17 protein-coding genes are annotated in these 19,164 nt (G+C 66.4%); 12 read left to right on the top strand and 5 right to left on the bottom strand.

The window, feature by feature from the left end; all coding sequences use genetic code 11:
• The first annotated feature begins 160 nt into the window (after positions 1-160).
• Both Q7514_RS19665 and Q7514_RS19660 read left to right on the top strand, forming a co-directional pair.
• Positions 161-304: a hypothetical protein gene (locus Q7514_RS19665; RefSeq protein WP_199233201.1), complete on the top strand. Its 144-nt coding sequence runs from the start codon at positions 161-163 to the stop codon at positions 302-304.
• A gap of 46 nt (positions 305-350) precedes the next feature.
• Positions 351-1,208 carry an SDR family oxidoreductase gene (locus Q7514_RS19660; RefSeq protein ID WP_330134950.1) on the top strand — a complete coding sequence of 286 codons (858 nt, stop codon included), beginning with the start codon at positions 351-353 and terminating at the stop codon, positions 1,206-1,208.
• Here the strand turns inward: Q7514_RS19660 and Q7514_RS19655 are convergent.
• The gene (locus Q7514_RS19655) at positions 1,185-1,709 is read right to left on the bottom strand and encodes a DinB family protein (protein WP_330134949.1); all 525 of its coding nucleotides are present in this window, start codon (positions 1,707-1,709) and stop codon (positions 1,185-1,187) included. The two genes, Q7514_RS19660 and Q7514_RS19655, sit on opposite strands and share 24 nt — an antisense overlap.
• A 20-nt stretch (positions 1,710-1,729) precedes the next feature.
• The gene (locus Q7514_RS19650; RefSeq protein ID WP_330134948.1) at positions 1,730-2,209 is read right to left on the bottom strand and encodes an FABP family protein; all 480 of its coding nucleotides are present in this window, start codon (positions 2,207-2,209) and stop codon (positions 1,730-1,732) included.
• A gap of 84 nt (positions 2,210-2,293) precedes the next feature.
• Here Q7514_RS19650 and Q7514_RS19645 point away from each other — a divergent pair, with 84 nt between their 5' ends.
• Complete coding sequence (locus Q7514_RS19645) at positions 2,294-3,505, top strand: arginine deiminase (protein WP_330134947.1); 1,212 nt, start codon at positions 2,294-2,296, stop codon at positions 3,503-3,505.
• A gap of 30 nt (positions 3,506-3,535) precedes the next feature.
• Here Q7514_RS19645 and arsC read toward each other — a convergent pair whose 3' ends face one another.
• The gene (arsC, locus tag Q7514_RS19640) at positions 3,536-3,883 is read right to left on the bottom strand and encodes an arsenate reductase (glutaredoxin) (protein WP_330134946.1); all 348 of its coding nucleotides are present in this window, start codon (positions 3,881-3,883) and stop codon (positions 3,536-3,538) included.
• A gap of 127 nt (positions 3,884-4,010) precedes the next feature.
• On the opposite strand from arsC, the gene mscL reads away from it, so the two are divergent.
• The 6 genes from mscL (at position 4,011) to Q7514_RS19610 (ending at position 9,590) form a co-directional block, all read left to right on the top strand.
• On the top strand, positions 4,011-4,454 hold the full coding sequence (gene mscL / locus Q7514_RS19635) for a large conductance mechanosensitive channel protein MscL (protein ID WP_330134945.1): 444 nt from the start codon (positions 4,011-4,013) through the stop codon (positions 4,452-4,454).
• A 93-nt stretch (positions 4,455-4,547) separates the two neighbouring features.
• Positions 4,548-4,907 carry a GntR family transcriptional regulator gene (locus tag Q7514_RS19630; RefSeq protein WP_330134944.1) on the top strand — a complete coding sequence of 120 codons (360 nt, stop codon included), beginning with the start codon at positions 4,548-4,550 and terminating at the stop codon, positions 4,905-4,907.
• A gap of 478 nt (positions 4,908-5,385) precedes the next feature.
• Complete coding sequence (locus Q7514_RS19625; RefSeq protein ID WP_330134943.1) at positions 5,386-6,990, top strand: BCCT family transporter; 1,605 nt, start codon at positions 5,386-5,388, stop codon at positions 6,988-6,990.
• Positions 6,987-7,397 (top strand): hypothetical protein, encoded by a 411-nt coding sequence (locus Q7514_RS19620; protein ID WP_330134942.1) that lies wholly within the window; start codon positions 6,987-6,989, stop codon positions 7,395-7,397. Before Q7514_RS19625 ends, Q7514_RS19620 begins: the two co-directional genes overlap by 4 nt.
• The gene (locus Q7514_RS19615; RefSeq protein WP_330134941.1) at positions 7,394-8,719 is read left to right on the top strand and encodes a cyclopropane-fatty-acyl-phospholipid synthase family protein; all 1,326 of its coding nucleotides are present in this window, start codon (positions 7,394-7,396) and stop codon (positions 8,717-8,719) included. Before Q7514_RS19620 ends, Q7514_RS19615 begins: the two co-directional genes overlap by 4 nt.
• A gap of 97 nt (positions 8,720-8,816) precedes the next feature.
• Entirely contained in the window at positions 8,817-9,590 is a 774-nt protein-coding gene (locus tag Q7514_RS19610; RefSeq protein ID WP_330134940.1) for a T3SS (YopN, CesT) and YbjN peptide-binding chaperone 1, read from the top strand.
• A gap of 49 nt (positions 9,591-9,639) precedes the next feature.
• Here the strand turns inward: Q7514_RS19610 and Q7514_RS19605 are convergent, their stop codons facing one another.
• Positions 9,640-11,193, bottom strand: coding sequence for a dolichyl-phosphate-mannose--protein mannosyltransferase (locus Q7514_RS19605; protein WP_330134939.1), 1,554 nt, complete (start codon positions 11,191-11,193; stop codon positions 9,640-9,642).
• Between the two features lie 23 nt (positions 11,194-11,216).
• Here Q7514_RS19605 and rsmI point away from each other — a divergent pair, with 23 nt between their 5' ends.
• From rsmI to Q7514_RS19590, 3 genes are all read left to right on the top strand, one after another.
• Positions 11,217-12,101 (top strand): 16S rRNA (cytidine(1402)-2'-O)-methyltransferase, encoded by an 885-nt coding sequence (gene rsmI / locus Q7514_RS19600; RefSeq protein WP_330134938.1) that lies wholly within the window; start codon positions 11,217-11,219, stop codon positions 12,099-12,101.
• A 77-nt stretch (positions 12,102-12,178) separates the two neighbouring features.
• Positions 12,179-13,576 carry an alanine/glycine:cation symporter family protein gene (locus Q7514_RS19595; RefSeq protein WP_330134937.1) on the top strand — a complete coding sequence of 466 codons (1,398 nt, stop codon included), beginning with the start codon at positions 12,179-12,181 and terminating at the stop codon, positions 13,574-13,576.
• Positions 13,577-13,905: 329 nt separating this feature from the next.
• A complete protein-coding gene (locus Q7514_RS19590) occupies positions 13,906-17,880 on the top strand; it encodes an NACHT and WD repeat domain-containing protein (protein ID WP_330134936.1) in 3,975 nt (1,324 codons plus the stop codon).
• Here the strand turns inward: Q7514_RS19590 and Q7514_RS19585 are convergent.
• Positions 17,825-19,153, bottom strand: coding sequence for an aminodeoxychorismate synthase component I (locus Q7514_RS19585; RefSeq protein WP_330134935.1), 1,329 nt, complete (start codon positions 19,151-19,153; stop codon positions 17,825-17,827). The two genes, Q7514_RS19590 and Q7514_RS19585, sit on opposite strands and share 56 nt — an antisense overlap.
• Between the last annotated feature and the right edge of the window lie 11 nt (positions 19,154-19,164).

Raw genomic sequence — 19,164 nt, 5'->3', positions numbered from 1 at the left:
TTCCTGCCGACTTCTCGACGGCCGGGCGGCTGCTACGCATGGCGGCGCGTCCGCACACAGACATAGGCGCGCTGTGAGGAGAGTATCGATCTCGTAATCGCACGTCCGGCTATGGCGCGGACCAGGAGAACCCGGCACACTGTGTGACATGGACCATAGGATGAGTGACGACGAATTGCGGCGTGCCATTCGGGTGCTGCGCGACCGAGCGGACCTCGCACGAAACGAGGGTCGCCAGGACGACGCCGACATGCTGGAACGGACCATTCACGAATACCAGCAGGAGATGTCGCAGCGGCTCTGAGCGGAGGTTGCGGGCTCCGGAGCGTCGTGGCGGTTAGGGTGTCGCCATGGCGATCAAGGATCTGCGCGGCACGAGGTTTCTGATCACGGGCGCGGCCAGCGGAATCGGCCGTGCCCTCGCCTTGGCGGCGGCCGACGAGGGTGCCGAAGTCATCCTCACCGACCTCCACGCGGATGGCCTCGACGACATCGTGACGGAGGTCCGCAACCGCGGTGGGGCAGTGCTGCATTCCGCGGCGTTCGACATCTCCGACTACGACGCCGTCACCGCGTTCGCGAACGAGGTCCACGAGCGATGTGAGTCGGTCGACATCGTCGCCAACGTTGCGGGGGTGTCGGTGTGGGGCACGGTCGACCGGCTCGAGCACAAACACTGGAAGCTCATGGTCGACGTCAACCTCATGGGACCGATCCATGTCATCGAGAACTTCGTACCGCCGATGATCGCGGCGCGACGTGGCGGGCACATCGTCAACGTGTCGTCGGCTGCGGGGTTGATCGCGCTTCCCTGGCACTCGGCGTACAGCGCCAGCAAGTTCGGGCTGCGGGGTGTGTCGGAGGTGCTCCGCTTCGACCTCAAACGCGACAGGATCGGTGTCTCGCTCGTGGTGCCGGGAGCGGTGGCGACGCCGCTGGTCGACACGGTGCAGATCGTCGGGGTCGATCGCGATGCTCCCGCAGTTCGCAAGCTCACCGGGCGATTCGTGAAGCATGCGGCCTCACCTGAGAAGGTGGCGGGTTGCATCCTCACGGGAATCAAGAAGAACCGCTTCATGGTGTACACGTCGTTCGACACCCGGTTCGGCTTCTGGTGGGCCCGAAAGTTCGCGCCACCCTACAACCTCGTCATGCAGGGAGCCAACGACTACTTCCGCAAGGTCCTACGTTCGAGCATGACGAAGTAGCCGGAGCTGGCCGATCTCGGCGACGTTCTTCGTGAGTTCGACGTCGACCCACGCGACCGTGTGAGCGACGGTCATGTCCGGGTCGCCCTGCCACGGAAACGGTGCGGGTGAGTCGAGATGTTCGTCGGTCGTCGTGTCGAGGACGACCACCCACTCGTCGTGCAGATCGCGTAACCGGGCGATCGATGCCTCACCGCTACCCGGCCACCTGATTTCGGTGCGGTCACGTGGGGTGCGGCCTTGCACGTGGTCGAGTGTCACCGTCCACCACCACTCGATGTGCCACATGACCCACGCGATCGTGGGAACCGGAATCGGATCCGGTTCGGTCTCGTCCCAGTCGGGGGTCCACAGGCCGTCGGTGCGTTCGTGGACCGTCCAGCAGAGGCCGGCGGGCTGCCACAGGAAATCGTCGGGCTGCAGCCGATCGAGGTGGAATTCGAACAACGACCACGTCAGGTCGAACTGCCATCGCAACAACTCTCGTCGAGATGTCGACATCTCTCGAATCCTTCCGGGTGTCAGATCTCGCGCTGGAGTCGAGCGTGCAGGTGGTGGGTGAGCGGGGTGTCGGCGTGCGCCATCCACAGGTCGTACGTGAGGGTGTCGCCGTCGAGGACGTATCGTCGCGTGAGTTCGTGCACCGGCTTCGCGTCGGGGGAGCGCTCGAGCACGACAGTGACAAGGTCGAGCACGCCGTGGCTGAGCCGGCCGCGCTGGATCTCGACGAATCCCGTGGGCTGCGACACGAGGAGTTCGATGTCGTTGCCACTGTTCCGGAGATACCCGTTCTCGGTGTGGAGCGGCCGGGCTTCGGTGCGGTGGCGGGTTCGGCTCACGTACATCAGGAACGGTTTTCCGGGGATCGAGGCGAACTCGATCGTCTCGTCGTACGAGAAGTCCTCGATCGTGGGGTAGTGGCCTTCGCCGCCTCCCACCCAGCGACCCGCGAACACAGCGAGTTCGCCGAGAGGATCGTTGTCGGCCGGATTGTCGGACATGGGGAACTCCTCGCGGGTGGGCTGGGCGTGTGTGGGCTGGGCGTGTGCGCCCTCCATCCTCCCGTAGAGGGATACCGTTGTCGCATGAACCAGCAGTGGGGTGTCGATTCCGAGGTGGGTGCGCTCACCTCCGTGATGCTGCATCGACCCGGCGCGGAACTCGAGCGGCTCACACCCCGGAACAACGATCAGCTCTTGTTCGACGCGTTGCCGTGGGTGGCGCGAGCTCAGGAGGAACACGACGCGTTCGCCGACGTGTTGCGGAGTCGCGGTGTAGAGGTGCTCCTCCTCTCGGACCTGCTCACCCAAACCCTCGAGGTCTCCGGAGCGGCGCGGGTGCAGAGTATTTCGTCGGCCGTCGATCCGCGTCGGCTCGGCCACGCTCTGGCGCAGGAGCTCGCCGGTCACCTGCGTACCACACCGGCACCCGAGCTCGCACGAATCCTGATCGCCGGAATGACCTTCGACGAACTGCCGGCGGCGGGGATGGGTTCGGCGCCGTCGCTCGTGCGACTGATGCATCACGGCCCGGACTTCGTCATCGACCCGCTCCCCAACCTGCTCTTCACCCGGGATTCGTCGTTCTGGGTGGGCTCGCGGGTGGCGATCTCGACACTCGCGCTGCCTGCGCGGCGACGGGAAACCAACCTCACCGACCTCATCTACGCATTCCATCCGACGTTCCTCGGTGTGCGACGCGCGTACGAATCGCACACAGCTCCCGTCGAAGGTGGCGACGTGTTGCTTCTCGCACCCGGCGTGATCGCAGTGGGAGTGGGAGAGCGGACGAGTCCGGCAGGGGCGGAAGCGTTGGCGCGCAGTGTGTTCGAAGACGGTCTGGCGCACACGGTGCTCGCTGTGCCGATCGAGCAGCGGCGTGCGTCGATGCATCTCGACACGGTCTGCACGATGGTCGACGTCGACGCCGTCGTCATGTATCCCGCCATCCGCGACACGTTGGAAGCCTTCACGATTCGACGAGAGGACGGCACTGCGAGGATATCGGGGCCGCAGCCCTTCCTCGAGGCGGCGGCCGACGCGATGGGAATCGAGAAGCTCCGGGTGATCGACACTGGGCTCGATTCCGTTGTCGCGGAACGGGAGCAGTGGGACGACGGAAACAACACCCTCGCGGTTGCGCCGGGGGTGGTCGTTGCGTACGAGCGCAACGTCGAAACCAACACGCGGCTCGAGGATTCCGGAATCGAAGTGCTGCGGATCGCCGGGTCGGAGCTGGGCTCCGGCCGCGGCGGTCCGCGATGCATGTCGTGCCCGCTGGCGCGGGCGGCACTGTAGGTCGGGTCGAGAAGAGCCTGGCCGGGACGTTCAGAGAATGTCGCGGACCTTGTCGACGGGGCGCGCGAGCACCGTTCCCTTGCCAGTGACGACGAGGGGGCGTTCGATGAGGATGGGATTCTCGACCATCGCGACGAGCAGTTCGTCCTCGGATGCCTCGGCGAGGTTCAGCTCCTTGTAGAGCGATTCCTTCTTGCGGATCGCTTCGCTGGGCCGTAGACCTGCGTCGTCGAGGAGTTTGCGTAGTCCGTCGCGCGACGGCGGGGTGTCGAGATACTTCACGATCGTCGGTTCCAGGCCCTCCTCGCGCAGGAACGCGAGGGTGTTACGAGACGTGCTGCAGCGAGGATTGTGGTAGATCGTTGCGGTGTGTGCCATGTCTCGATTGTGCACTGCCGATGGGAACGTCGGAAATGTCTCTGTTGAGCTCGGAGGCCGGGCCCTCTAACATTTCCGAGTCGATATACCTGCACAAAGTGGCTCTCTTCTGAAAGGCCCGGGGGATATGCTCAAAGGTTTCAAGGATTTCCTGCTGCGCGGAAACGTCATCGAACTCGCGGTTGCCGTCGTGGTCGGTGCCGCCTTCACCGCCATCGTCACTGCGTTCACCGACAACATCGTCAACCCGCTCGTTGCGGCGGTCGGCGGCGACAACGAGATGGGTTTCGGCTTCAAGATCATTGCGTCGAACGAAGCGACCTTCATCAACTTGGGCGCCGTGATCTCCGCGATGATCAATTTCATCATCATCGCCGCGGTTGTGTATTTCGTCCTGATCGTGCCGGTCAACGCTGCGAAGGCGCGGTTCGCACCGGACAAGGAGCCGGAAGACGAGCCGCTGAGCGAGACCGATCTTCTCATCCAGATCCGCGACCTGCTCGAGAAGGGCAGCTACAACACCGTCGACGACGACACAGACGGTCGCCACAGCGACAAGGTGCGCGTCTGACTCTCGCGGTCGCTGGGCCGAACCGGCGGTCACGTATCGGGGCCGCCGTTTCTTCCGGTCGAAACCTCTCGAGGACGCTGCTAGCCTGCAGTAATGCTCGATATCGTGATCGATTCGGACTCATCCGTCCCACCGTTCGAGCAACTCCGACGGCGGATCGTGGAACTTGTCAGGGATGGGGAGCTGATCGCCGGCACGAAGCTGCCCACTGTGCGTGGCATGGCAGAGACCCTCGGGATCGCGCCGAACACGGTGGCGAAGACGTATCGGGAGCTCGAGCAACTAGGCGTACTCGAAACACGGGGACGGGCCGGGACGTTCATCTCGGATTCGGGCGACCCGACACGCTCGCTCGCACAGCAGGCGACGACCGAGTACGTCGCATCTGCGCGTGTCCTGGGAATGACCGACGAGGAGATCATCGAGTTCGTCGAGGCCGCGCTGCGCGCATGACGACGGCCTTCGCGCGATAGCGACGGCCTTCGCGCGATAGCACAGCGTCGCCCGCCACCCCCGCCCCGGTGCTTCGGCGAAATCGGTCGCGGAGATGAGATGATCGAGAACCATGGCACGGAACAACCACTACGAGGCGTTCCCGCGACAAGTCTCGACATCTGCGGGTCCACGCTGGATGCCGCCGCCTGATCAGGGGCTTCGGGTCCCGGCTGTCCCATGCGGCACCGGCATCATATGGAACAAATTGCACTTCAAATGATTTCGCCGCAACGATAGATCCGTCCTCGGCATTCCGGGAACCACGCCGACCTCCCGAGCGCGCCACGCCACCACACGCGCGTCAGCGGCGTCATCCACTACCGTCGCCACGCACCGGGAACAGTGGCCCGGACGGCGCAGGAAATACCGCACAGAGTGCCGATCAAGTTCTGCGAAAGCGGCACAATTTCGAGTCAATGAAGGAAAGTTGGGACATATGACTGTGCCAGACGACCGGATTCACGACGCAGAAGCCGCTGTGGCCGTCGGACCTCCGGATACTCCGCCGACCGACCCACCGCGCATCCGCACCGACCGCGTCGTGTTCGGAATCTCCGCGGCCCTGGTTGTCGCCATAGTCGTGTGGGGCCTCGCGGCTCCGGACAGCTTCAACTCCGTGACCGGATCCGTTCTCGACTGGATCGTCATCGAGATGGGCTGGCTGTTCGTCATCAGCGCCACAGCGTTCGTCATCTTCGTGTTGTGGATCGCGGTGAGCAGATACGGGAAGATCCCGCTCGGCAAGGACGACGAGGTGCCGGAGTTCCGCACCGTCAGCTGGATCGCCATGATGTTCAGCGCCGGGATGGGCATCGGACTGATGTTCTTCGGCGTGTCCGAGCCGGTGTCGCACTATGTGACACCGCCGCCCGGCACAGATGGTGGAACGGGCGTGGCGATGGCGACCACGATGTTCCACTGGAGCCTCCACCCGTGGGCGATCTACGCGGTGGTGGGTCTGGCGATTGCATACGGCACCTTCAGAAAAGGCCGGAAGCAACTCGTGAGCGCCGCGTTCATCCCGCTTCTCGGACGCCGTAGCGAAGGCCCCCTCGGCAAGCTCATCGACATCCTCGCCCTGTATGCGACCCTGTTCGGAACGGCTGCGTCGCTCGGCCTGGGCGCACTTCAGATCGGCTCGGGGTTCGAGGTCACCGGGTGGCTCGAGACTGCCGGCGTGGGGCTTCTCGTGGCGATCGTCGCGGTTCTCACCCTCGCGTTCGTCGCGTCCGCCGTCTCCGGTGTCGCGAAGGGCATCCAATGGCTGTCGAACATCAACATGGTGCTTGCCGGAGTGCTCGCCCTGTTCGTATTCGTGCTCGGACCGACGATCTTCATCCTCAATCTCATCCCCACGACGCTGGGCGCCTACGCCGCCGACCTTGCCGAGATGTCGGCTCGTACTGCGGCGTCCGGACCGGAGGCGGGCGAATGGTTGTCCAGTTGGACGATCTTCTACTGGGCCTGGTGGATCTCTTGGGCGCCGTTCGTCGGGATGTTCCTGGCGCGGATCAGCCGTGGTCGTACCATTCGTGAATTCGTGATCGGCGTGATGATCGTGCCGAGTGTCGTGAGCCTGTTGTGGTTCGCCGTCTTCGGTGGCGCCGGGATCAATCAGCAGGAGGAAGGGTACGACATCGCCGAGGCCGGAAGTGTCGAAGCGCAGCTGTTCGGGATGCTCGATCACCTGCCGCTCGTGGGCATTTCCACCGTCGTCGTGATGGTGCTCGTGGCGATCTTCTTCGTCTCCGGCGCCGACGCGGCATCGATGGTGATGGGCAGCCTCACGCAGCGGGGAACGCTCACACCGAGTCGCGGCATCGTCGTGTTCTGGGGTGGTCTGACCGGTGGTGTCGCAGCGCTGCTGCTGTGGACGGGCGGCTCCGAGGCGCTCAACGCACTACAGACGATGACGATCATCGCGGCTGCCCCGTTCGTCATCGTGATGATCGGTCTGTGCGTGTCGCTGTACCGCGACCTGAGGCGAGATCCGCTGATCACCGGTGGTCGACGACGGCGATTGCTCAGACGCGTCGAGTGACCTCCGAGCGTGCGGCCTTCGCGATCGAGGTGACGGATCCGCAGCCGGGATGCAGTGTCCTCGTGATCGGAGCGGACACCACAGCCGACGCGTTCGCGGTGCGTGTCGGGCCAGGGGGTGTCATCCGGACCAGCGTCACCTTGGCCGACGCGACCGGCGCATCCGATCTCGTCTGCGCGTTCGGGGTACCGGAGTTCCGTGGAAGCGATGTGTCGCGGCTCGCCGGCATCCCCGACCTGCTCGGGACCGCCGGGCAACTGTGGGTGTTCGACTCACCGGGGCACGGCGATTCGGCCGGGCAGCTGTCGATGCAGATCAGCACGACGCTCTCGCGTGCAGGGCTCGCGATCGTCGACATACTCGAAGGCCGGTGCGTGATCGCGCTCTGTGCCATGGTGAAGGGATGAGCGCCGCACGCGACCTCCTGTCTGCCTTCGAAGAGTTTCTGCGAGTGCCACTTCCAGTCCACCTCCGCTGCTGGGACGGCTCGGAAGCGGGACCGCCCGATGCCGCTGCACGGGTCGAATTCCGCAACCGGCGGGCGCTGCGCCGCGTGCTGTGGGCCCCCAACGAACTCGGATTGAGCCGCGCCTACGTCAGTGGCGACCTCGTGGTCGACGGCGATCTCTATGCGGTTCTCGGTATTCCGGACCTCGTCGGCAGACTCGGCAGCCGCCCGCTGCGCGACACATCGCCGCGTGAGTTGGCGCGCCTCGCCCGGAAGTTCGCTGCACTCGGCATCGTCGGGCTCCCGCCGAGACCACCATCGGTCGAGATCCCTCGCCGGCGCGGTGCCCTGCACAGCAAGCGGCGCGACGCGCAGGTGGTCTCGCATCATTACGACGTCGGAAACGACTTCTACAGGTTGTTTCTCGGCCCGTCGATGGTGTATTCGTGCGGCTACTGGGCTCGGCCCGACACCGGCACCGGTGGCCTCGCGGACGCACAACACGACAAGCTGGATCTGGTCTGCCGCAAACTCGGACTCGAACCGGGCATGCGACTGCTCGACGTCGGATGCGGGTGGGGATCGATGGCCCTGCACGCGGCCCAGCATTACGGCGTGGACGTCGTGGGCGTCACGCTCAGCGCCGAGCAGCGCGACTTCGCGAGGGCGCGAATCGCCGATGCCGGAATGTCGGATCGCATCGAAATTCGGTTGCAGGACTACCGGGACGTCGACGGGAGTGCATTCGACGCCGTGTCGAGCATCGGAATGTCGGAACACGTGGGGGCCGCAAAGCTCCCCGAATATGCGCGCCACCTGCACGGACTTCTCGTCCCCGGCGGTCGGCTGCTCAACCACGCGATCGCGTCGGTGGTGCACCGCCCCGAACCCCGCAGCCGCCCCGCGGCACTGTCGCACAGCCGCCCCGCGACATTCATCGACCGCTACGTCTTCCCCGACGGAGAGATTCTGCCGCTGAGCCGGACCGTCGACGCGTTCGAGCGTGCCGGGCTCGAAGTCCGCGACTCCGAGGCGCTGCGCGAACACTATGCGCTGACCCTGCGCGCATGGGTCGCAAACCTGCAGGAATCGTGGGACGAGGCAGTGTCACTCGTCGGCGCTCAGCGTGCCCGAACCTGGTTGCTGTACCTCACGGCGAGCGCCCTCGGTTTCGAGGAACCCGGACGTTTGACGATCCACCAGGTTCTCGCGGTCCGGCCCACCGGCACGGGCGCGAGCGGAATGCCGCGTACCCGTCACGAATGGCTCGCAACCGGGTGACGTCGCTGTGTCGGATCGGTGCGCCTGACGGGAGTTGTCGGCACCTCGCAGTAGCGTGACCGCAGCCCGCTGTTGCACTGCGAGAGGGGAGACACGGATGGCCCGCACAGACCGCTTCGACGGAATTCTGGAACGGGGCTGGAACCGTTTCCGCACGCGACTCGCCGGACGGATCGCGGCGCTCGGAAGTGGCGAGCGGATCGAACTCGCAGCCGAGACTGCAGGTGATCACACCACACTGGTGACGATCGTGGCGCTCGATGCACGGAGTATCGAGGTCGAGATGACGGGCTCCGCACCGCGCATCAGCCCTGCACGTCAGGCCGACGAGATCGCGCAGCGGATCGTCTCGGCACTGCGCGAGACCTACAGCGTGCTGCACCCCACCTTCCTACGCAGCGACGAACCCGATACCCCCCGCACACTGCGCTCCCGCGTCGGTGAGGCACTGCGTCTACAGTTCGGCCGGCCCATCCCCACCGACGCAGACGGAGACTACGTCGTCATCGTCGACTCGCAGGCGGTGTTCGTCGTGGTCGACGACAGTGCCCGCACCATCCAGCTGTGGGCGCCTCTGCTGCACGGCATCACCGGGCGCGCTCAGGCTGCCGAGGAGTTGCTCGAACTCAACCGCGCGTGGCCGCACATCAAACTTCTTCTCGTCGAAGACAGGCTGGTCGCGACGATCGACGTGATGGGCGACCCGTTCGTGCCCCGGCACCTCATCGACCTCTTCGGCGCCCTGAGAGCGCTCCTCGGCACAGTCGACACCGGATTCGCGCAGCGCTTCGACGGGGAGCGATACACCGGCGAAGGCGATGCCGAGCCCAAGCTGTTCGACGAACCGACAGTGTTCGACGAGCCGAGCTGATGTTCGACGAGCCGAGCTGATGTTCGACGAGCCGAGCTGACCGGGAGCGTCAACGCCAGCTGGGCAACCACAGCTCGTTGTGCCAGTGCTCCACAGTGATGGGGAGTCCGGTCAGGATCGGCCACAACCACACGAAGTTCGCGACCACCAGACCCACGTAGAGACAGACCACGAGCAGCCCGGTGGTTCGCCTCTCCGGCGACGCGTGACGCTGACCCAGCACCTCACCGAGAACGAGCGTGACCCCTATGACGAGGAACGGCGCGAGCGGAACCGCATAGAAGTAGTACATCTGCCGATCGAGACTCGCGAGCCACGGCAGAATGCCCGCCCCGTAACCGGTGAGCACTGCCGCCCAACGCCAATCGCGGCGCACCAGCATCTGCCACAGACCCCACCCGAGGACCGGCACCGACACCCACCACAGGGCCGGAGTGCCGATGAGCATCACGGCCTTGACACATTCGTCGCCTCCGCAGCCGTCGATGTTCGACCCGTCCGCGAAGTAGTACAGCATCGGACGCAACCCCATGGGCCACGTCCACGGCTTCGACTCCCACGGATGAATGTTGCCTGCCGAATTGGTCAGACCCGAGTGGAACTGCAGCACACTCGCGCTGTAGTACCACAGCGACCGCAGCGCGTCCGGCACGAACGAGAACGCACCGTCGTGGCCGATCTGATTGCCCACCGCGTGTCGGTAGACGCCGGTCTCACTGGCGAACCACGACCAGAACGTCGCCAGATAGACGCCGATGGGAATCATCACCAGCGCGTACAGCGCGGGACCGATGTCCCGGAGTGCGGTGCCGACCCACGGTCGTTGCACGCCGTACGACCGGCGCGTAGCGAGGTCGAACGCCACCGACATCAGACCGAAGAACGCGATGAAGTACAGCCCCGACCATTTGGTGCCTACCGCCAGCCCCAGCAGAACGCCGGCCCCGAAGCGCCACCACCGCACCCCGAAACGAGGCCCCCACACCGAGTCGCCGAGACGGCCCTCGGCGTACACACGGGCCATACGGCGCCGGATGTCGTCGCGGTCGACGATCAGGCATCCGAACGCGGCGACGACGAATACCGCCTGGAATATGTCGAGCATGCCCATACGCGACGAGACGAACGTGACTCCGTCGACGATGAGGAGCAGCCCGGCGACGGCACCGAGCATCGTCGACTGCGTCATCCGGCGCACGATGCGCACCACCAGCAGTACGAGGACGACGCCGGCGACGGCAGACGAGATCCGCCAACCCCAGCCGTTGTAACCGAACAGTGCCTCACCCACCGCGATGAGCTGCTTACCGACCGGTGGGTGCACCACGAGGCCGTATCCGGGGTTGTCCTCGATCCAGCCGCCGGTGAGGACCTGCCAGCCCTGCGGGACATAGTGTTTCTCGTCGAACACCGGTGTCCTGGCGTCCGTCGGATAGTTCAGCATCGTGAAACGCGTGATGGCGGCGAGGACCGTGATGAACGCCGTGACAATCCAACCGCGTGCCCGATCGGTCGGGCCGGACGGTGGAGGGGGCACTTGCGGAGCGGGGCTCAAGAGGCGACGGGGCGGGGCCTCGGAAGGGCGCAGGTCCGTCGCGGTCACAATCCGATCGTAGGCTGAACCGCATGCAGGCAGAAAATCCGGGACAGCAGGGGAATCCGGGACAACACGCGAATCCGGGACAGGGTCGGCTCGTGCTGGCCGCAACACCGATGGGCGATATCGGCGACGCCTCCAAGCGGCTCTGTGACGCGCTTGCCACCGCCGACGTCGTCGCGGCCGAGGACACCCGTCGCACCCGGTCTCTCGCTTCCGCGCTCGGCGTGACGATCACGGGCCGTGTCGTGAGCTTCTACGACCAGGTGGAAGTGTCGCGGGCACCCGCGCTGATCGCCGATATGGAAGGCGGCCGCACGGTGCTGCTCGTCACCGACGCGGGAATGCCGTCGGTGAGTGACCCGGGTTATCGGCTGGTCTCGGCATGCGTCGAGGCGGGGCTGCCCGTGACGTGCCTGCCGGGCCCGTCCGCCGTCACCACCGCGCTCGCACTGTCGGGCCTGCCCGTCGAACGTTTCTGCTTCGACGGATTCCCGCCGCGCAAGCAGGGCCAGCGCCGCACATGGCTGGCGACACTCGCGACCGAGCCTCGGGCCGTCGTGTTCTTCGAAGCGCCGCACCGATTGGCCGCGAGTCTCGCCGATGCCGTCGAGGTTCTGGGCGGACAGCGCCGCGCCGCGGTGTGTCGCGAGCTGACGAAGACCTACGAAGAGGTCAAACGCGGAACTCTCGCCGAACTCTCGGAGTGGGCAGCGGACGGGGTTCGAGGTGAGATCACCGTCGTGCTCGAAGGCGCCGCTCCGCGCAGTAGTGACCCCGCCGACCTCGTCGACGACGTCGAAGGACTGGTCGCGGACGGAATGCGGCTGAAAGACGCGTGTGCCCACGTCGCGGGGAGTGCCGTGTCGAAGAAAGAACTGTATGACGCGGTGCTGGCTGCCCGGCGAGTCTGACCTCTCCACCGGCACACCCCGGGCCTACACTTTCCCTCCATCGGATTCAGCCATCGGTGGACGAGCAGGAGGGGTGTATGGACGCTGTCAACGATTTCCTCGTCGAGGTGGCCGGGGTGGTGTGGGGGCCGTACCTGCTCATCCCCCTCCTCCTCGGAACCGGCCTGCTCCTGACCATCCGGCTCCGTGGAGTGCAGTTCCGCAAGTTGGGGCCCGCACTGAAACTGGGGTTGATCACCCGAAACGACCCCGGCGCCGCCGAAGGCGACATCTCCCAGTACCAGGCGTTGACCACCGCGCTGGCAGCCACGGTCGGTGTGGGCAACATCGCCGGTGTCGCGACGGCCATCTATCTCGGCGGCCCCGGTGCGCTCTTCTGGATGTGGGTGACCGGTCTGGTCGGTATGGCGAGCAAGTACTCGGAGGCGTTCCTCGGGGTCAAGTACCGCACCAAAGATGCCAAGGGGGAGCAGAGCGGCGGTCCGCAGTATTACCTCGCCCGCGCGATCCCGAACAGGTTCGGTCTGGTGCTGAGCCTGGTGTTCGCCGTGTTCGCGGTGCTCGCGAGCTTCGGTATCGGCAACATGACGCAGGCCAATACCGTCGCGACGCAGATGGACGGCACGTTCGGGGTGCCGACATGGCTCAGTGGCGCCATCATGATGGTGCTCGCCGCCGCTGTGCTCCTGGGCGGAATCAAGTCGATCGGGAGAGTCACCGCGGGGTTCGTGCCCGCCATGATCGTTCTGTACGTGGGTGCGGGGATTCTCGTGCTCGCCGTCAATATCGGCGAGATTCCCGCAGCCCTCGGCCTGGTGTTCAGCGACGCATTCACCGGCACCGCCGCGACCGGCGGATTCATCGGATCGGTGTTCATGGCCGCGATGCGGTACGGCGTTGCGCGCGGCATCTTCTCCAACGAGTCGGGCATGGGTAGTGCCGCGATCGCGGCCGCCGCAGCCCGCACGACACACCCGGTGCGCCAGGGCCTGGTGTCGATGACCCAGACGTTCATCGACACCATCATCGTGGTGACCTTCACCGGCATGGTCATCATCACCACCGGCGCCTGGAAGTCGGGCGAGGAGGGTGCCGCGATGACCTCCACGGCGTTTGCAGACGGACTGGGCGGCGAGTGGGGCCACTGGATCGTGGCGATCTCCGTCGTGTTCTTCGCGTTCTCGACGATCCTCGGATGGTCGTACTACGGCGAGCGCTGCGTCGAACGCCTGGTCGGCCGCGGCGGCGTCGTGCCCTATCGCGCGATCTTCGTGGTCGTGGTGTTCATCGGCGCGACCACCGAGCTCCAGGTGGTGTGGAACTTCTCCGACGTGATGAACGGTCTGATGGCGTTGCCGAATCTCATCGGCCTGATCCTGCTGTCCGGGATGATCGCGCGGGAGACGAAGGCGTACCTCGACCGCGACCCGTACCTGCTCGGTGAGCCACCGACCCGGGAACCAGACACGGCGTAGGCGCAACGTATGTGCGGAACACCGGGCGCGACCGCGAAAACGCGACGGCCGGACGATCGTCGATCGTCCGGCCGTCGCTCTCCCGATTCAGGACGCCCGCCGCACCGAATGGAACTACCCCTCGATCAGTTCCGCCCGGTGCCGAGCACTCGCCCTGGTGCAAGGTGACCTTGCGTGGTGATCAGTTTTCCGCCGTTGGCAACGCTCTCCAATCCTGAAACACTGCGGAACAGGTATCATCCCAGCTCGGACATGGTGAGGAATTTTTCCGCAGCGGACTTTCCAAGGCGGATTCTCCCCCCGGAAGGCAGACCGGAAGGGCGCGGAACGTGAGTGCGGACGAGGACGCGACGCATGGCGCAGACCATCGGCGCTTCTTCGCCGACCAGCTCCTCATGTTGTTCGCCGCTGCGGGCCGTCCCGCACTGAAGAAGGTCGTGTCGGGCGCGTCCGCCATCTCGCGTGCGGTCGGAAACGATCGCACCGTGTCGGTGCAGCGGATCAGCGACTGGCGTAGCGGTAAGCGTGTCCCCGCCAGCTTCGAGTCGGTCCACCCGGTGCTCGTCGTGTTGATCCGCTCCGCCCGCGAACTCACCGTCGAGCCTCCCGCTCCGGGCCTGTACTCCCTCAAACAGTGGGAGACGTGGTGGCAGGCCGCGCGAGGCGAGACCGGTGGCAGCCGGTCGACGGACAGGTCGTCCACGGTGATCATGGATACGCGACCCTACAAGGGGCTGTCGGCCTATCGCGCCGACGACGCGCGGATGTTCTTCGGCCGGACGCAGAGCATGCGCATGCTGGCGGACACCGTCGTCGCGGCGCACGGACAAGGACCGGTGATCGTGACCGGCGCGTCCGGAGTGGGAAAGTCCTCACTCGTCCAGGCCGGCCTGATCCCTTTGATGTGCGGTGGCGGCGACTGCGTTCCGGTGGTGTTCACCCCGGGCCCGGACCCCGTGGGCCGTCTCGTCGAAGCATTGCCGACTCTCGCCGGACTCGATGGGCTCTCCGGCGATGCCGCAGCCGACCGGACCGCGGTGCACGAGGCGATGGCCACCGAAGCGGAGAAGTCGTCGGTGTCGACGCTGCTTGTCGTGGTCGACCAGTTCGAGGATCTGTTCACCCAATGCGACGATCCAGACAGTCGCACACTCTTCCTGGCGCTGCTCGAACACATGTCGACGGCCGGTGATACCGATGCGCCCGCGCACGTGGTTGCGACGATGCGGTCCGATTTCTACGAGCAGGCCGTGACCTACCCGGCGCTCGCCCGTGCGCTCGAACGCCGGAGCAAGGCCGTCCAGCCGTTGGACCGGGACGATCTCGTCGAAGTCATCTCTGCGCCGGCCAAGCTGCTCGGTGTACGTCTCGAACCGGGACTCGTCGACCTGATCCTCCATGACCTGGGTGTGCTGGCGCCGGGGGACATCACGGGAACCGAGCTGCCACTGTTGTCGCATCTGCTCGACACGATGTGGGACAAACGCACCGGTGGCGCGCTGACCGTGGCCGGCTATCGCGCGACCGGCGGCGTGCGCGGGTCGATTGCGGCCAGCGCCGAGCGGGCCTGGGAAAGTCTCGGCGAACGCGACCGCGAGATCGTGCGGACGTTGATGGTCCACCTCGTCTACGTGACGAACACGGGCACGGATGTGAAAATGGCCCGCCCACTCTCCGTGCTTCTCGCGGTCGGAAGCGAGGACCGCGCGGCCGCGGCGAGAGTCGTGGACCACTTCGTGTCGGCGCGCGTGCTCGTCGTCCACGAGGGGCACGTCGAACTCATCCACGATGCGGTGATCGTGGCGTGGCCGCGTCTGAAGTCGTGGATCCAGGAGGATCGGCAGTTCGCGGCGTCCCGTCAGCAGATCGAGGCCGACGCTGCGAACTGGATCGAGAGCGACCGCAACAGGGGCCTGCTCTATCAGCGCGGCCGGATGGATCTGCTCTCCGAACAGGGCGCGCGTTTCGGTGGCCGGGCCGCGGGGGAACGGTCTGTCGCCGCGATCAGTCCGGCCGCCCGCGACTTTCTCCGGGCCTCCCGGCGGCAAATCGATTGGCAGCGACGTCGCCGCGGCGCAGCCCTCGCGGGGCTGGTGATGCTGACGATCGTCGCTCTCGTGATGGGTGGTCTGGCGTGGGTCGGTAAGAACCGGGCCGACGAAGAACGTAAGGCCGCGCAATTCCAGCAGGTCGTGGCGCTGTCTGATTCGACCCGTTCGGACGATCCGACGGAGTCGGCGCATCTTGCGCTGGCCGCGACGTCTCTCGAAGGCGACAGTGATGTCGCCTACTCGAGACTCCTCGCCACACAGGGCGTGCCGTTGGCCCGAGTCCTGGTCGGGCATACCGGGCCCATCTACGGAGCCGCGGTCTCGCCCGACGGTGCGACGTTGGCGTCGGCCAGTGACGACGGCACGGTGCGCCTGTGGTCGTTGGCGGGGGACATCTCGTCGATCGGCGAACCGCTGGTGTCGTCGTCGAACTACATGGCGTCGGTGTCGTTCAGCCCGGACGGGCGCTATCTCGCCGCCGGCGGCGGCGACGGGAGTGTGTGGATCTGGGACATGTCCGACCGTGGCTCACCGCGACCGGTGCTGGACCATCGCGTGCTGGGATCGGGTGCTGTGCACAACGTCCGATACAGCCCGGACGGGCGGACACTGGCAGTGCCCTACGACGACGGCTCCGTCGTGCTCCTCGACACCTCGGCACCCGCCACAGGCCGGTTCCCCGATACACGGATACACGGTCACTCGGGTGGGGTACGGACTGTCTCGTTCCGCACCGACGGTTCGGTGCTGGCCACCGCCAGCGACGACCGCACGGTGCGACTGTGGGACGTGTCCGACCGCTCGGCGCCGACCCCGCTGGGTGAACCCCTGACCGGGTTCGGTGATGTCGCGCATTCTGTCGGTTTCAACGCGGACGGCACCCTCTTGGCCGCGAGCAGCGATGACGGTGTGCTGTGGTTGTTCGACACCACCGATCCGCGGGCACCCGAGCAACTCGGCACACCGGTGCGGGCACACACCGGTGGCGTGTGGAGCGTGTCCTTCCTGCCGGACGGCGTCACCCTGGCAAGCGCGTCGTGGGACGGCACGGCGAAGCTGTGGTCGGTGGACAAGCAAGCCCGGCGGATCGACGAGCTCGCACCCGCGCTCACGGGACACGGTGGTGGTGTACCCGCACTGACGGTCACCCCCACCGGCGACACGATCATCACCGGGGGTCAGGATGCGAACCTGCGCATCTGGACCATGCCGCATCGCCGCGTGTTCGTATCCCCGGCGGCGTTGACACTGCCCGTCACCGACCGGACCGGCGACGTCGTCGCCACCGGAAGCTACGACTCGGTCGTCCGGCTGTGGCACGTCGACGACGGAGGGTGGTCCCGTGTCGGCCAGGTGGAGCTCACGCGTCCGCTCGGCGGCGGCTACGTGAGTGCACTGTCGCCGTCGGGTGACGTTCTGGCGGCGGCGGCAACCTCGGGTGGCAGCGTCGAGTTGTGGAACGTCGCCGAGCCTGCGGCGCCGCGGCGGCTGGCCGCACCTCTCGTGCTCGCCACCCGATTCACCTCGGTGCTCGCGTTCGGTCCGGAGGGCACGACACTGGTGACGGGCAACGACGATCATTCGGTGCAATTGTGGGATCTGTCCGATCCGGCAGCGCCCGAGCCGTGGGGGGAACCCCTCGGCGGACCGACCAACCTGGTGCGGCACGCCGCGATCAGCCCTGACGGACGCAGCCTCGTCACGACCAGCGCCGACGGCCGGATCTACGCATGGGACATCACGGACCGGTCTGCTCCCCGTTCCGTGACCGTCACCGAGGGACACTCCGCGGGCGTGAACGGTCTGGCGTTCACCCCCGACAGTTCGGTTCTCGTCACCGGTGGTGACGATCATCAGGTGGTGGTGTGGGACCGCGACGACGCGGGAGGTTTCACCGCTCGCGCCACGCCGCTGCGCGGTCACACGGGCACGGTGTACTCGGTGTCGGTGTCGCCCGACGGTGAGCGCGTTGTCAGTGGCAGCGACGACGGCACGGTCCGATTGTGGGATGTTTCGGATCCCGACGGCATGCGCGCGGTGGGTGGACCGATCACCGATACCGGGGTCGGGCGGTGGCAGGTGATGTTCCATCCCAACGGCACGGTGATCGCCGCGGGCGGTGACGGTGTGTTGCGCACGTGGAGTCTGGACGCCGGCGCGGTCGTCGAGCGGATCTGCTCCGCGACCTCGGGGCAGCTCAGGGAACTCCTGCCGCAGTTCGGGCTACCGCTTCCACACGACGAGGTGTGCTGAGCGCCAGCGTGCTCGCTGCCTTGTCGAGGCATTCCTGCCATTCGGCCGCGGGGTCGGAGTCGATGGTGATGCCGCCGCCCACCCCGAGTGCACAGGTTCCGTCTGCACCGAACTCGACGGTGCGGATCGCGACGTTCAGCTCGGTGCCCGCGAGCGGACTCGCCATACCCACTGTGCCGCAGTAGACGCCGCGCGACGACGGTTCCCACTGCTGCAGCAGTTCCCGGGCACGAGTCTTCGGGCACCCCGTGACCGAGGCAGGCGGGAACGTGGCATCGAGGAGATCGCGGACGGACACGCCGGGACGGGCGGTCGCGGTGACTGTCGAGACCAGGTGCCACACACCGGGTGCGGGCCGGACGGCGAGGAGTTCGGGCACGGCGATGCTGCCGGGCTCGGCCACCCGGCCGAGGTCGTTGCGGACGAGGTCGACGATCATGATGTTCTCGGCGACATCTTTGACGGATGCCCGCAGATCGTCGGGGTCGCGGTTCAGGGGGAGCGTGCCCTTGATGGGACTCGAGGCGAGTCGGTGACCGTGCCGGGAGACGAACAGTTCCGGCGACAGCGACGCCACCGCACCCCAGAGTCCTTCGAGATAGGCAGCGCGGTCCGGGCATGTACGGGTGATCGCGTCCGCGAAGAAGGCGAGTGGGCTGCCGGTGTAGTCGCCGGTGAACCGGGTGCACACGCATGCCTGGTACACCTCGCCCGCGCGGATGGCGTCGAGGCACTGCTCGACGCCGTGTCGGTGGGCATCACGGTCCGGCAGGGACCAGTCGATGCCCCAGTGTGGTTCGGGGTTCGCCGCGTCGTCGACCGTGTCCGTGTTGCCGACCGTGTCCGTGTTGCCGACCGAGACTGCGGGATCGAGTACTGCGAGGGTAAGTTCATCGGGACACGTGTCGTCGGTGAGGGTTTCGTACCACCAGCACCCGTCGTGGTCGAGACGCAGGACGGTGTCGGTCCAGCCACCCGCCGCGGCGGGCAGTGCGGAGGGTTGCGAGGTGGTCGTGTCCGGGTAGGCGAGGTACCCGATCCACCCACCGCCGATGAGGGGGCCGTCTGCTCGGACCTGTGCGTTCGGGCAGACGAACGCCTCCTGGGCCGATACCGGTGCGGCCCCGAGCGACGGCGCGACCACCGCAGCGGAACCGAACCACGCTCCGGTCAGCGCCGCCGGCGGTGGTGTACCGAGGCGCCGGGCGCGCTCACCGAGAGCGCCGAGTACCTGAGCGGGTGTACCTCCGCGTCCGAGTCGTTCCATCCGCATACGACAAGCCT

The sequence above is a fragment of the Rhodococcus artemisiae genome, assembly GCF_036327795.1.
Classification (GTDB): domain Bacteria; phylum Actinomycetota; class Actinomycetes; order Mycobacteriales; family Mycobacteriaceae; genus Rhodococcus; species Rhodococcus artemisiae.
Note: the sequence above shows the minus strand (reverse complement) of the source record. Positions and strands in the feature narration are given on the sequence as shown.

Excerpts from the sequence above, each read along its gene's own strand:
- Q7514_RS19665 (WP_199233201.1), top strand. The coding sequence starts at position 161 with ATGAGTGACGACGAATTGCGGCGTGCCATTCGGGTGCTGCGCGACCGA.
- Q7514_RS19660 (WP_330134950.1), top strand. The coding sequence starts at position 351 with ATGGCGATCAAGGATCTGCGCGGCACGAGGTTTCTGATCACGGGCGCG.
- Q7514_RS19655 (WP_330134949.1), bottom strand. The coding sequence starts at position 1,709 with ATGTCGACATCTCGACGAGAGTTGTTGCGATGGCAGTTCGACCTGACG.
- Q7514_RS19650 (WP_330134948.1), bottom strand. The coding sequence starts at position 2,209 with ATGTCCGACAATCCGGCCGACAACGATCCTCTCGGCGAACTCGCTGTG.
- Q7514_RS19645 (WP_330134947.1), top strand. The coding sequence starts at position 2,294 with ATGAACCAGCAGTGGGGTGTCGATTCCGAGGTGGGTGCGCTCACCTCC.
- arsC (WP_330134946.1), bottom strand. The coding sequence starts at position 3,883 with ATGGCACACACCGCAACGATCTACCACAATCCTCGCTGCAGCACGTCT.
- mscL (WP_330134945.1), top strand. The coding sequence starts at position 4,011 with ATGCTCAAAGGTTTCAAGGATTTCCTGCTGCGCGGAAACGTCATCGAA.
- Q7514_RS19630 (WP_330134944.1), top strand. The coding sequence starts at position 4,548 with ATGCTCGATATCGTGATCGATTCGGACTCATCCGTCCCACCGTTCGAG.
- Q7514_RS19625 (WP_330134943.1), top strand. The coding sequence starts at position 5,386 with ATGACTGTGCCAGACGACCGGATTCACGACGCAGAAGCCGCTGTGGCC.
- Q7514_RS19615 (WP_330134941.1), top strand. The coding sequence starts at position 7,394 with ATGAGCGCCGCACGCGACCTCCTGTCTGCCTTCGAAGAGTTTCTGCGA.
- Q7514_RS19610 (WP_330134940.1), top strand. The coding sequence starts at position 8,817 with ATGGCCCGCACAGACCGCTTCGACGGAATTCTGGAACGGGGCTGGAAC.
- rsmI (WP_330134938.1), top strand. The coding sequence starts at position 11,217 with ATGCAGGCAGAAAATCCGGGACAGCAGGGGAATCCGGGACAACACGCG.
- Q7514_RS19595 (WP_330134937.1), top strand. The coding sequence starts at position 12,179 with ATGGACGCTGTCAACGATTTCCTCGTCGAGGTGGCCGGGGTGGTGTGG.
- Q7514_RS19585 (WP_330134935.1), bottom strand. The coding sequence starts at position 19,153 with ATGCGGATGGAACGACTCGGACGCGGAGGTACACCCGCTCAGGTACTC.